The 12109-nt window shown below is 49.7% G+C and carries 11 protein-coding genes; 1 reads left to right on the top strand and 10 read right to left on the bottom strand.

Annotated features, from left to right (window positions below; translation table 11 throughout):
* Positions 1-155 precede the first annotated feature (155 nt).
* Complete coding sequence (locus AC5YB1_RS11925; protein ID WP_494519358.1) at positions 156-2465, bottom strand: heavy metal translocating P-type ATPase; 2310 nt, start codon at positions 2463-2465, stop codon at positions 156-158.
* 94 nt (positions 2466-2559) lie between these two features.
* Between AC5YB1_RS11925 and AC5YB1_RS11930 the strand changes: the two genes are divergently transcribed.
* A complete protein-coding gene (locus tag AC5YB1_RS11930) occupies positions 2560-2955 on the top strand; it encodes a MerR family DNA-binding protein (RefSeq protein ID WP_494519359.1) in 396 nt (131 codons plus the stop codon).
* Here the strand turns inward: AC5YB1_RS11930 and AC5YB1_RS11935 are convergent.
* The 9 genes from AC5YB1_RS11935 to AC5YB1_RS11975 form a co-directional block, all read right to left on the bottom strand.
* Entirely contained in the window at positions 2952-3182 is a 231-nt protein-coding gene (locus AC5YB1_RS11935; RefSeq protein WP_494519360.1) for a hypothetical protein, read from the bottom strand. The two genes, AC5YB1_RS11930 and AC5YB1_RS11935, sit on opposite strands and share 4 nt — an antisense overlap.
* A 205-nt stretch (positions 3183-3387) precedes the next feature.
* Positions 3388-4146 carry an SDR family oxidoreductase gene (locus AC5YB1_RS11940; RefSeq protein WP_494519361.1) on the bottom strand — a complete coding sequence of 253 codons (759 nt, stop codon included), beginning with the start codon at positions 4144-4146 and terminating at the stop codon, positions 3388-3390.
* Between the two features lie 4 nt (positions 4147-4150).
* Positions 4151-5050 (bottom strand): 3-hydroxyisobutyrate dehydrogenase, encoded by a 900-nt coding sequence (mmsB, locus tag AC5YB1_RS11945; protein ID WP_494519362.1) that lies wholly within the window; start codon positions 5048-5050, stop codon positions 4151-4153.
* A 56-nt stretch (positions 5051-5106) separates the two neighbouring features.
* Entirely contained in the window at positions 5107-6240 is a 1134-nt protein-coding gene (locus tag AC5YB1_RS11950) for an enoyl-CoA hydratase/isomerase family protein (RefSeq protein ID WP_494519363.1), read from the bottom strand.
* Positions 6240-7013: an enoyl-CoA hydratase gene (locus tag AC5YB1_RS11955; RefSeq protein WP_494519364.1), complete on the bottom strand. Its 774-nt coding sequence runs from the start codon at positions 7011-7013 to the stop codon at positions 6240-6242. Before AC5YB1_RS11955 ends, AC5YB1_RS11950 begins: the two co-directional genes overlap by 1 nt.
* A gap of 21 nt (positions 7014-7034) precedes the next feature.
* Complete coding sequence (locus tag AC5YB1_RS11960) at positions 7035-8192, bottom strand: acyl-CoA dehydrogenase family protein (protein WP_494519365.1); 1158 nt, start codon at positions 8190-8192, stop codon at positions 7035-7037.
* Positions 8193-8339: 147 nt separating this feature from the next.
* Positions 8340-9845 (bottom strand): CoA-acylating methylmalonate-semialdehyde dehydrogenase, encoded by a 1506-nt coding sequence (locus AC5YB1_RS11965; RefSeq protein ID WP_494519366.1) that lies wholly within the window; start codon positions 9843-9845, stop codon positions 8340-8342.
* A gap of 120 nt (positions 9846-9965) precedes the next feature.
* Positions 9966-11156 carry a thiolase family protein gene (locus tag AC5YB1_RS11970; RefSeq protein ID WP_494519367.1) on the bottom strand — a complete coding sequence of 397 codons (1191 nt, stop codon included), beginning with the start codon at positions 11154-11156 and terminating at the stop codon, positions 9966-9968.
* Positions 11157-11616: 460 nt separating this feature from the next.
* Entirely contained in the window at positions 11617-12087 is a 471-nt protein-coding gene (locus tag AC5YB1_RS11975; RefSeq protein WP_494521634.1) for an ATP-binding protein, read from the bottom strand.
* Positions 12088-12109: the final 22 nt, after the last annotated feature.

Here is a 12109-nt window from a genome sequence, read left to right on the forward strand (position 1 = left end):
CAAATTAAAGCGCGCTACTATAGCGATTTAGGTGGTAATTAGCAATGACAACCCTAAAGTTTCCCCAGAAAAGTCGCATAAAATATCGACGCAATGGCTTCACTAAAGGGTGTCATGACCCAGAGTCTAGCAGCAGGATATCTTGCCCCAACCGCCTACTTTTTAGTTGCATCAGTGCCTAAACGCAGTCCTCGTAACCGGTTAGCATTGGTCACCACAGTCAATGAAGACAGGGCCATCGCCGCGCCAGCTACCACAGGGCTGAGTAACCACCCCGTCAACGGAAACAAGACGCCAGCGGCAACGGGGATCCCCAAGGTGTTATAAATAAAGGCACCAAACAGATTCTGTTTAATATTACGCATCGCCGCGTTAGCCAACATAAAGGTATCCGCTAAGGCCATCACGCGCTCAGATAACAAGGTGATGTCTGCGCTCTCTATCGCCACATCCGTGCCGCTGCCCATGGCGATGCCAACGTCCGCTTTTGCTAAAGCTGGCGCATCGTTAATGCCATCACCCACCATAGCAACCACTTCGCCCTCTGATTGACGCGCCTTGATAAGCGCCAGCTTTTGCTCAGGACTGACCTCAGCAACGACATCGGTAATGCCCACCTGCTGCGCTACGGCCGTTGCGGTGTGCTGATTATCGCCGCTGAGCAGCACTACCTTTTTTCCTTGTTGTAACAGGGCCGCCACCGCCGCTTTGGCATCATCCTTAATAGGATCGGCAATCGCCACCACGGCCTGTAGATGACCATCAACCGCACAATAAATAGGCGTCTTCCCCATTTGGGCAAAATCACTAGCATGGCTTGTAGCTCGCTCAATATCGCTAATCTGCTCTGCTTGCATTAACTTAAGGTTACCGGCCACCAATCTATGGCCATTCACTTTGGCAACAATCCCTTGGCCAGTGATATTGTCAAAACTATCGACCTCACCAAGCGCCAATTCACGGCGTTTAGCCTCTGTTATCATGGCCGCCGCTAAGGGGTGTTGCGAGCGCTGCTGCGCACTGGCTAGCAAGGCAATTAACTTATCTTCGCTAAAAGGACTTGCCGTCTCATTATCGCCAGCTTGACTGCCAGTAGGCTGATTGTCACGGGTCATCTTTGCGAGCGTGACCACATCGGTGACTGCAGGCTTCCCCTGAGTGATAGTGCCGGTTTTATCGAGCACCACAGTGGAGACTTTACTGGCACTTTGCAGCGCCTCACCGTTTTTAAGTAATACGCCCATCTGGGCCGCACGCCCCACCGCCACCATAATCGACATCGGCGTCGCTAGCCCTAACGCGCAGGGGCAGGCAATGATCAGTACCGTGGTTAACACCACCAGCGCATGGCTCAGCTGGGGGGCTGGCCCCACCACAAACCAGACTATGGCAGCAATAATGGCGATTAGCACTACCACTGGGACAAAGTACGCGGCAATTTTATCGGTTAACCTGCCAATGGGCAGTTTCGAAGTTTGCGCCTCTTGCACCAGTTCGATTATTTTTGCCAGCTTAGTCTGTTGTTGCCTAGCGGTGACTTCGTAAATGAGACTGCCGTTTTCATTAACCGTACCGGCGCTTAACTTATCGTCTGGCTGCTTCTCTACTGGTACAGGCTCACCGGTTAACATCGCCTCGTTGATCAGCGCCTGTCCCTCAAGCACGTCACCGTCCAGTGCCACGCGCTCGCCAGGTTTAAGGCGCAACTTATCACCAATATTAATGGCGCTAATCTCGACAACCTCATCGCCATCATCAGTCACTCGCGTGGCACTGGTCACTTGCAAACCTATTAGCTTACTGACCGCCTCACTGGTTTTACCGCGTGCGCGCAGCTCCATCGCATGACCAAGGTTGATTAAGCCTAAAATCATCACACTGGCCTCAAAGTAAACGTGACGGGTGTCGGCTGGAAACCATTGGGGTATAACAACCACCAACATAGAATAGAGCCACGCCGAACTGGTGCCCAACACGATAAGGGTATCCATATTGGCGCTGCCAGCCTTAAGCGAGCTGTACATACCGCGATAAAAGTGACCGCCGGTAGTGATAAGCAGCACGAAAGTGAGTATGCCCATGATCCCCCAGCCCACTTGTTGTGCGGGGCTGTTGATCATCATCTCATTACCTAACAATCCCCACAGCATCATAGGCACACCCAGTGCAAGCGCCGCCATGGATTGCCATAATCGGGTGCGATACTCCTTACGCTCATTATCCTGTCGCTCTTTGATCGCTAACTGCTGGTCGATCACTTGCTGGCCCGGATAACCGGCATTTGCTAACGCGTTAGCCACTCGCTGCGCCTTAGCAACCCCCACCACGGTAACCTGTTTATCGGCAAGGTTGACTGATGTTTCGACCTGCTCACCATCGCTAGCTAACGCCGCCATGGCTTTATCAATTTTGGCTACGCAGCTGGCGCAATTCATGGTTGGCACATAAAAGATAAGTTTATCCATGGGTATGACTCCTGTAGATGGATATTAATTTGTCTTTCTATACCATCAAGCGTAATGTCTCCCCTTATGGGAGAGTCAATGTGTGGAGATAAATATGATCAATATTGGAGAGGCGGCAAAACAAACTGGCTTATCGGTTAAAAGTATCCGCTACTATCACGATATTGGCCTAGTGTGCGCCGAACGCGGCCATAATGGTTATCGATATTATAGTGATGCCCAGCTCGATGAATTACACTTTTTACACCACTGCCGCGAGCTCGGCTTTAGTCTAGACGATTGCCGTACGTTACTGAGTTTAAAAAGTGACACCAGCCGCAGCGCAGAAGATGTGAAACGTATTGCTCAAGTGCACCTTGATGAGACTAACCGGCGTATAGAGCAACTGAATCAACTGAAACAACAACTGAGTGAGTTGATCCATCAGTGTGCCGGCGGGGCTCAGCCAGAATGCGCCATTTTAAAAGGGTTAAGCAACAATAACCTTTAATTAGAACGATTAAATGGCCACTTTTTTCGTAACCAATGAAGCGTGCGACGCTGTTGTTGTGCGCTTAAACCAAAGTAAATACATAACCAGGGAGACAGCAAGATATACCAAGGCAACTGTGGCCTTTGAGACTGAAATAACAGATAAAAAAAGCCACTGTAAATCACTAATACTCCCATAATGCCAATGAGCAACATCAACTGTTTCGCGACTTTTTCTATCCACATAATCTCTGCCTAATCTCTGACTAACCATTTAAAACATTGATGACCGTATTTAAGTATCACTCATCTCCATATAATCTCTGACTCATGTATAAGATGTATATGACGAAACAAGCTAGTTAAGTATCACTCATTTAGCCCATTGATGAAATCCGCCAACAAAAAACGGGCCTATGCCCGTTTTGCTTGGTGTATCAAGACGTTTAGCTTAAATACGAATGCCACCGTCGATTTCAAATACTCGGCCGTTAACATAATCGTTTTCGATGATAAATTTCACCGTCGAGGCGATTTCACTCGCTTGACCTAAACGGCCAACTGGCACCATCTGTTCAAGACGCGCCAAGGCCTCAGGCTTCATGGCGGCGGTCATCTCGGTTTCTATCACACCTGGCGCTACGGCGGCGCTACGAATATTGTAGCGTGCAAGCTCTTTCGCCCAACCAACCGACATCGCGGCCACACCCGCTTTTGATGCCGCATAGTTGGTTTGACCAATATTGCCGGCCTTAGCAAGACTAGAAATATTGATGATCACGCCCGGCTGCTGTGATTCAATCATGGCGGCTGCCGCTTCACGACCGCACAAGAATGAACCTGTCAGGTTAACATTGATCACCGCTTGGAATTGCGCAAATGACATACGGTCGGTCACCTTGCCATCTTTGGCTTTGACCAACATGCCGTCGAGCAAAATACCAGCATTGTTGATTAACACATTCACCTGACCAAAGTCTTCTAAAATGTAACCAAACCCCGCCACCACATCTTCTTCATCGGTGATATCAAAAGCGTAACCTTGAACTTCGGTCGCCGCGCCAATATCGGCGCAGGCGCGTTCGAGTTTTTCTTGATCGACATCGATAAGCGCCAATTTCGCCCCAGCAGCCGCTAACTCTTGTGCCATCGCCAAACCAAGTCCGCCAGCTCCACCTGTGATGACCACTACCTTATCTTTTAAATCCATCAACTTACCCTTTGTTATTAAACTGCTCAAAAATACTGGAGAAATCACGCTTACCATTGCCTTGACGGGCATGATTAACATATAAACTGCGTGCCAAGGATCCCATTGGAGTACTGGAATTAGACAACAGCGCCGCTTCTTGCGACAAGCCTAAGTCTTTTACCATTAAATCCACCATAAAACCGCCTTGGTAACCGTTCGATGACGGCACGCTTGGCATCACATCTGGACAAGGATTATATTTATCTAGCGCCCAATTACCACCACTACTGACTTTCATGATCTCAGAAAGCACTTTGGGATCAAGGCCATGATCTATCCCCATCTGTAATGATTCACTGGTGCCAACCATTAATACCGACAGCAACATATTGTTGCAGATCTTAGCCACTTGCCCAGCGCCAGCGGCGCCTGCGTGGAATATATTGGCTCCCATGGCATTTAATACCCCTTGGGCTTGCGCAAAAGCACTGTCACTGCCACCGCAGATAAACGTGAGCGTACCCGCGCTCGCGCCTGCGGTGCCACCCGATACGGGCGCATCGATAAACTCAAGCCCTTTGGCTTTGGCCTGCTCGGCTACAAAGCGCGCGCTTTCGGCATCAATAGTCGAGCAATCGATTAATAAGGTGCCTTGAGCAACCACATCGACAATCCCTTTATTGGTGTCGTCACCAAGATACAAGGTACGCACATGCTTGCCTGCAGGTAACATGGTGACCACGATATCGGCCGATGCCGCCGCTGCGCAGGCGCTCGGCGCTGGGATGGCGCCTTGCTCACTCACATGATGCAGCGCATCTTGAGACAGATCGAACGCTTTAACGGTAAAACCCGCTTTTACTAGGTTAACCGCCATTGGGCCACCCATGTTACCTAAACCGATAAATGCAACTGTACTCATCTCTTACTCCTTTTCCCTAGGACAATACCCTGACGAAAACCTGTAACTTACTCGTCCTATCGGCCGAGTTTAGCTAGTGGATGTAGATCCTCAGGCCATGGTGAGGTCAATAGCTGTGTAACCGCTTGTGCGTCCACTGTATCGACACTGGCATATTTCCACTTTGGCTGGCGATCTTTATCAATTAATAGCGCTCGAACACCCTCGACAAAGTCACCGATAGCACAGCAATTACAACTCATACCCAGCTCGCGCTGAAATACTTGTTCGAGTGATAATTCGGTGCCTAAACGTGATTGCTCATAAACCAGATGAAGGCTCAATGGGCTTCCGGCTAACATAGTATTAAGTGCACGTTCTAGCCAAGGTTGATCAGTCTCATAGGCGGCCACTCTTGCCATGATCTGACTTAAATCGCCCTCCATCAACTGATCAATCAGCGCTTGATGCAGTGCAAGCACACTCTCACCCATCTTGATCGAGCAGCGACTCGTCATCGCTTCTAATAACGCATTAAGTTTAGAGTGATTAACCCCGATGTCGCCTTCCCAATCGATACTGGCTAGCGCATCAAACAGCGGCTGTTTATCATCGCTATTAAGATAATGATTTCCCAGGCCAACGAAATAAGCATCCGCGCTATTCATATTGTAAGCGGTCATGCCAAGAAAACGGCCAATGTGGCCAGGCATACGATTGAGGAAGTAACTGCCCCCCACATCGGGGTAAAGTCCAATGGTCACCTCTGGCATGGCGATGCGCGATTTTTCGGTGACAATGCGATGACTGGCGCCAGCCATGAGTCCGAGGCCGCCGCCCATCACTATGCCATCGCCCCACACCAACACGGGTTTATCGAAGGTGTGCAGCAGATGATCTAAATGATACTCGTCGGTAAAAAACACCCTCGCCATGTCGGTCACTTCACCCGGCGTCTCTTTAGAGGCGTGATACAGGGCGCGCACATCACCACCGGCGCAGAATGCTTTTTCGCCGGCACCATCTAGCACCACCATAGCGATGCTATCATCTTGTGCCCACGCGGAGAGTTGACGAGTAAGCGCTTGGATCATCTCCAAGTTAAGCGCGTTGAGTGCCTTTTCCATGTTCAGCGTGGCAACACCGACCAACTTGCCTGACAAGGTGCCTAAGGTTTGAAATACCACGCTATTGCTTTGCTCAATACTCATTAGCTATTGGTCCATTTTGCTTGGCGCTTTTCTAAAAACGCGTTAACCCCTTCGGCCTGATCTTTCGTGTCAAACAAGCCAACAAACAACTCACGCTCGACAGGCAGCGCCTGCGTTCGTGGCATCATTCGGCCCGCTTGAATAAGCTGCTTACACACAGTCACACTGCTAGGGCTCTGGTTAGCCACCTTTTCAGCAAGGGTTAACGCCGTATCTAAGGCTGAACCTTTAGCCACCACCTCTTCAACTAATCGCAGCTGCAGTGCCTTGTCGGCATCGACACGTTCGCCACATAAGATCATCCGCTTTGCCCAGCCTTCCCCGACCAAGGCGGTAAGATTTTGAGTACCACCAGCGCAAGGAAGTAAGCCAACGGTCGCCTCAGGCAATGCCATCACGGCCTGTGCTTCAGCGATGCGAATATCACAGGCAAGCGCCACTTCGAGCCCGCCGCCCATAGCATAGCCATTGATAGCAGCAATCGATACCCCACGAAAACCACTGAGGGCTTCAAACGCTTCGCCAAAATGTTTGGCCATTGAAGCCGCATTACCTTTATCGCCATCGGCAAACAGTTTGAGATCGGCACCAGCACTAAAAAACTTTTCCCCGTCACCCGTTAGCACTAAAGCATAAATCTCTTTGTTGGCATTCAGTTCGCTTACTTTTTGCTTAAGTAGCTGTAAACTCGATGCTGTCCATGTATTTGCTGGCGGATTGCTCATTGTGAGTACCGCGGTATGGCCAATAATTTTCTCGATAATCGCTGTCATCTTTATGCTCCTTTGTGACAATTACAGGATCGGGCTAGCGTTTTCGTCGAGTAGACGACGAGCAATAATCAAACGCATGATCTCGTTAGTTCCCTCTAAGATTTGATGTACGCGCACATCACGGAAATGGCGCTCCAGCGGATATTCACGAATGTAGCCGTAACCACCGTGAAGCTGCAATGCACTATCACAAACGCTAAAGCCAATATCGGTGGCAAAACGTTTTGCCATGGCGCAATAGGCCGTCGCTTCAGGGTCACCACTGTCGAGTTTAAAGGCGGCTAAACGCACCATCTGCCTAGCAGCAACTAACTCCGTCGCCATATCGGCTAACTTGAACTGCAATGCTTGAAATGCCGCGATCGGCTTACCAAACTGTTTACGCTCATTCATATATTGAGTTGCGCGATCGAGCGCCGCTTGCGCCGTACCCACAGAGCAAGTGGCAATATTGATGCGACCGCCATCTAATCCCTTCATGGCAAACGTAAAACCTTGACCCTCTTCGCCTAACAGATTGCTTACTGGCACACGAACATTATCGAAGGTAATTTCACGGGTTGGCTGGGCGTTCCAGCCCATCTTATCTTCCGCTTTGCCGTAGCTGATGCCATCGGTGTCTGCGGGTACCGCAATGGCCGAGATCCCCTTAGGACCCGCTTCGCCGGTGCGGCACATAACAACCAGCATCTCAGTCGAACCAGCGCCAGAGATAAACATCTTAGCGCCGGAGATCACATATTCATCGCCTTCACGAACGGCTTTGGTTTTGAGTGACGCCGCATCACTGCCGGCACCCGCTTCGGTTAAGCAGTAAGAGGCCAGTTTTTCACCTGTGGTCAATGGCGCTGACCATTCATCTCGCAGGGATTGAGAGCCAAAGCTAGTGATCATCCAGGTCGCCATATTATGAATAGTCAACATGGCCGTGGTGGCGGTGCAGCCCATCGCAAGCTGCTCGAAAATGATCGAGGAATCGAGGCGAGATAAGCCCATGCCACCTTCCGATTCTGGCGAGTATAAAGCGCAAAAGCCCAGCTCTCCGGCTTTTTGAATGACATCTTTAGGGAAATGATGCTCTTCATCCCACTTGGCGGCGAATGGAGCTAGCTCTTCATTGGCAAATTGAGTTGCCAGTTCGGCAAACTGGCGTTGGTCTTCATTCAGATTAAAATCCATCTGATTAACTCCTTGAGCACCTATGGTTATTCGCCGCTAGTGATAATGCGGCATTTTTTAATATCGGTGCGTTACTTGTTGATTGTTGATTATTAGCGGTAAACACATGATGAAAAGCCTTGGACCCATTAGTCCAAGGCTTTCACGTTATTTCAGGGCAATCGTCATATTCGGCGCATGATGCTCAACATCGGAGATGTCCGATTCAAACCAGCGCGCGGTGATGGTCTTGGTCTCAGTGTAGAAACGCACCGCTTGTTTTCCATAGGCGTGCTGATCGCCATAGAAACTGCCTTTCCACCCCGTAAACGAGAAGAAAGGTAGCGGCACAGGAATCGGCACGTTAATCCCCACCTGGCCCACTTCAATATTATGCTGATACTTACGCGCCGCCGCGCCGCTCGCGGTAAAGATAGAGGTACCGTTACCATATGGGCTGGCGTTGACTATCTCGATAGCGTCTTCAAGAGAATCACTTTCCATGCAGCACAACACAGGCCCGAAGATCTCCTCTTGGTAGATGCTCATCTCTGTAGTCACATTAGTGAACATAGTCGGTCCGACCCAGTTACCGCTTTCATAGCCCTCGACAGTGAAATCGCTACCGTCGAGCAGGCATTCGGCGCCCTCTTCTTTGCCTTGAGCAATCAGCTTAAGCACGCGAGCTTTCGCCGCAGGGCTGATAACAGGACCATAGGCTGCGTCTTTATCATCCCATAAGCCCGGTCTGACTTTGGCGATGGCATCACGTAGCTCAGGGATCCAGTTTTTCGCTTCACCCACAAATACTGCTACCGACAGCGCCATACAACGCTGACCCGCGGCGCCGACAGATGCACCAACCAAGTTATTAATGACTTGCTGTTTATTAGCATCGGGCATGATCACGCAGTGATTTTTAGCGCCGGCAAAGGCTTGTACACGCTTAAGATTATCGGTACCCGTCTTGTAGATATATTGACCCACGCCAACTGAGCCGACAAAGGAAATGGCTTTAATATCTTGATGCGTCAGCAGCACATCGACCGCCGTTTTGTCACCATGAATTAGCTGCAGAACACCTTTGGGTGCGCCCGCCTCTTCAAACAGTTCGACCAAGCGCTGCGGCGTCATCGGATCTTGCTCCGACGGCTTAAGTACAAAGGTGTTGCCGCAGGCAATCGCCAACGGGAACATCCATAATGGGATCATCGCCGGAAAGTTAAATGGTGTAATACCAGCGCATACGCCCAAAGGCTGGGTATAACTGTAGGTATCGATACTGCGCGCCACGTTTTCAACGGTTTCACCCATGATTAGGTTAGCAATGTTACAAGCGTGCTCAGCCACTTCGATACCACGCCACACATCACCTTTGGCGTCTTCAAAAGTTTTACCCGTTTCTTGAGCCAGAATCGTTGCAATCTCATCATGATGGGCTTTTAGTAGATGTTGATAGCGAAACATTACCCGAGCACGCTCTGATACAGGCACCTCTTTCCATGTCGTAAAGGCTTTTTTCGCACTAGCGATAGCAATTTCAACTTCTGATGTAGTCGCAGCGTTAATGGTCGCGATCACTTCATTATTAGCCGGATTAGTTACCGAGATCTGCTGAGTGCCTTGGCCTAAGGTAAATTCACCATCGATGTAATGTTTAACTTGAATAGTCATATTGCTTTCCTAAGATCTTTTTAACTAAGACAAAAATGTAAGTGACAGCTAAAAACTCACATCGTTAACTGAGGTTATGCCAATGGGCCAATAGCACATCTATCAGCCCGAGCAAATGGATTAGATTTCAATCGCCATAGCGGTGGCTTCGCCGCCACCGATACACAATGAAGCCACGCCGCGCGTAAGCCCTTTTGCTTTTAAGGCATGAATCAAGGTCACTAGCACACGGGCGCCAGAGCAACCGATTGGATGGCCTAATGCGCAAGCACCGCCGTTGACGTTAACCTTGGTTTCGTCTAGCCCGAGCTCTGAAATCGCTAGCATGGTGACCATGGCAAAGGCTTCGTTGACCTCAAATAGATCGACATCGGCTTTAGTCCAGTTAACCTTGTCGAGCAACTTAGTCATGGCGCCAACAGGCGCTGTGGTAAACATCGACGGCTCTTGAGCGTGAGTCGTGTGACCTTTAATGGTCGCCAGCACCTCCAGTCCCTTTGCATCGGCCTGCTCGCGGGTCATGAGCATGAGTGCGGCAGCGCCGTCTGAAATTGAACTTGAGTTTGCGGCAGTGATAGTGCCTTCTTTGGCGAATGCGGGGCGTAGTGTGGGGATCTTTTCAGGACGCGCATTCCCTGGCTGCTCGTCGGTATCGACCACGACATCACCACGTCGGCTCGATACTGTCACCGGGGTAATTTCAGCTTTAAACGCGCCAGATTCAATCGCGGCATTGGCTTTTTGCAGTGAGCTTAGCGCAAAGTTATCCATCGCTTCACGACTAATGGAGAAGTCATCAGCGGTCTTCTGGGCAAACGTCCCCATAGCACCACCGGTATAGGCATCTTCGAGGCCATCAAGGAACATGTGATCCATCACCTTGCCATGACCCATACGCATGCCGCCTCGGGCCTTGTCGAGTAGATAAGGGGCTTGACTCATGCTTTCCATACCACCAGCGATAACAATATTGGCACTACCCGCTTTAATGAGATCATGCGCTAACATCACCGTTTTCATTCCAGAGCCACAGACTTTATTGACTGTGGTCGCACCAACCGATAATGGCAGTCCAGCCCCTAACGACGCTTGACGCGCCGGCGCTTGACCAAGACCCGCTGGCAATACACACCCCATAAGTACTTCATCAACGTCAGCGCCTGCAATTGACGTGAAATCCATCAAGGCTTTAATTGCGGTGGCAGCCAGTGTTGGCGATGTGACACTCGATAGCGCGCCTTGAAAGCCCCCCATAGGGGTGCGCTTCGCCGCGACAATCACGATATCTTGGTTTGTTTGCTCTGTAGTCATCTTCCGCTCCATCTCGGTATTTTTTGCTCGAACCACATGTTGAGAACACGTGATGAACTGTGATCAATTTCAAATAATATTACTCTGACGTTTACGCGAACGTAAAGCAAGTGTTAACTCGCCAAAATGGTATAACTTTAGTCTAAGGTTTTGTCAGTCTGGATTTACACTTTGGCGTAATGTGTGAGTGGCCAAAAGGCTTGCTGGCAAATAAAGAGAGGACACCTGCCACTATATGGGCAAGCAAATTTTGGGGGGCGATAAAACTTTATAATGTTAAAAATTAACAACTTAAAGGTTAAATTTCAAATACAAATAAAATGCCATCAAGAAAAGCTATACATAAAACCAAGTTATTGGCACTCGCTAAGTGAGCGCCATCAAGGCGACACCGTCAAACTGCACGTCCTTATCTCAGTTGATATATTCGGGCTGCAATGCAGCCACCAAACTTACCGATTTAAAAATCGTCAAATTGTTTGCCCATAGCGCGAATTTGCTTTAATCCCACCCCATGCTGATTACGCTCGGCGCAGAGTTGCTGATGCACTTCATCCAGCGGTTCGCCAATTAACACGATGCGCACCTGATACCCTAGTGCCTTTGCCGCCGCGTCGTAGGCCATATATTCCCAATAGGCCATATTGGTATTATCACAGATGACTATGGGCTCACCCCGTGCCAACGCCTGAATAAACAGGGTTAAATTACGTTGATGGTATTCACTCAGCCGACTGGGATTAAACTGATACTGCCCCTGTTGATAAAATAAGTTATCGGTCGAAAAATAACCCCTAAGCCTTATCTGTTGCGCGACTGCGGCAGGCTGCGCTGCAATAAACTGCTCAACCCAATAACTTTTGCCGCTACCAGGTAAGCCGCGCATAATAATCGCTAACTTGTCAGTCTGAGTATTTTGACTGGCCAACATCCTATCGAGCGCCACGCTTGTA

This window comes from Shewanella sp. 433 (genome assembly GCF_059338565.1).

Bases quoted from the DNA above. Each gene is read 5' to 3' on its own strand.
- AC5YB1_RS11970 (WP_494519367.1), bottom strand. From the start codon at position 11,156: ATGACTACAGAGCAAACAAACCAAGATATCGTGATTGTCGCGGCGAAG.
- AC5YB1_RS11965 (WP_494519366.1), bottom strand. From the start codon at position 9,845: ATGACTATTCAAGTTAAACATTACATCGATGGTGAATTTACCTTAGGC.
- AC5YB1_RS11935 (WP_494519360.1), bottom strand. From the start codon at position 3,182: ATGTGGATAGAAAAAGTCGCGAAACAGTTGATGTTGCTCATTGGCATT.
- AC5YB1_RS11960 (WP_494519365.1), bottom strand. From the start codon at position 8,192: ATGGATTTTAATCTGAATGAAGACCAACGCCAGTTTGCCGAACTGGCA.
- AC5YB1_RS11925 (WP_494519358.1), bottom strand. From the start codon at position 2,465: ATGGATAAACTTATCTTTTATGTGCCAACCATGAATTGCGCCAGCTGC.
- AC5YB1_RS11930 (WP_494519359.1), top strand. From the start codon at position 2,560: ATGATCAATATTGGAGAGGCGGCAAAACAAACTGGCTTATCGGTTAAA.
- mmsB (WP_494519362.1), bottom strand. From the start codon at position 5,050: ATGAGTACAGTTGCATTTATCGGTTTAGGTAACATGGGTGGCCCAATG.
- AC5YB1_RS11950 (WP_494519363.1), bottom strand. From the start codon at position 6,240: ATGAGTATTGAGCAAAGCAATAGCGTGGTATTTCAAACCTTAGGCACC.
- AC5YB1_RS11975 (WP_494521634.1), bottom strand. From the start codon at position 12,087: ATGTTGGCCAGTCAAAATACTCAGACTGACAAGTTAGCGATTATTATG.
- AC5YB1_RS11940 (WP_494519361.1), bottom strand. From the start codon at position 4,146: ATGGATTTAAAAGATAAGGTAGTGGTCATCACAGGTGGAGCTGGCGGA.
- AC5YB1_RS11955 (WP_494519364.1), bottom strand. From the start codon at position 7,013: ATGACAGCGATTATCGAGAAAATTATTGGCCATACCGCGGTACTCACA.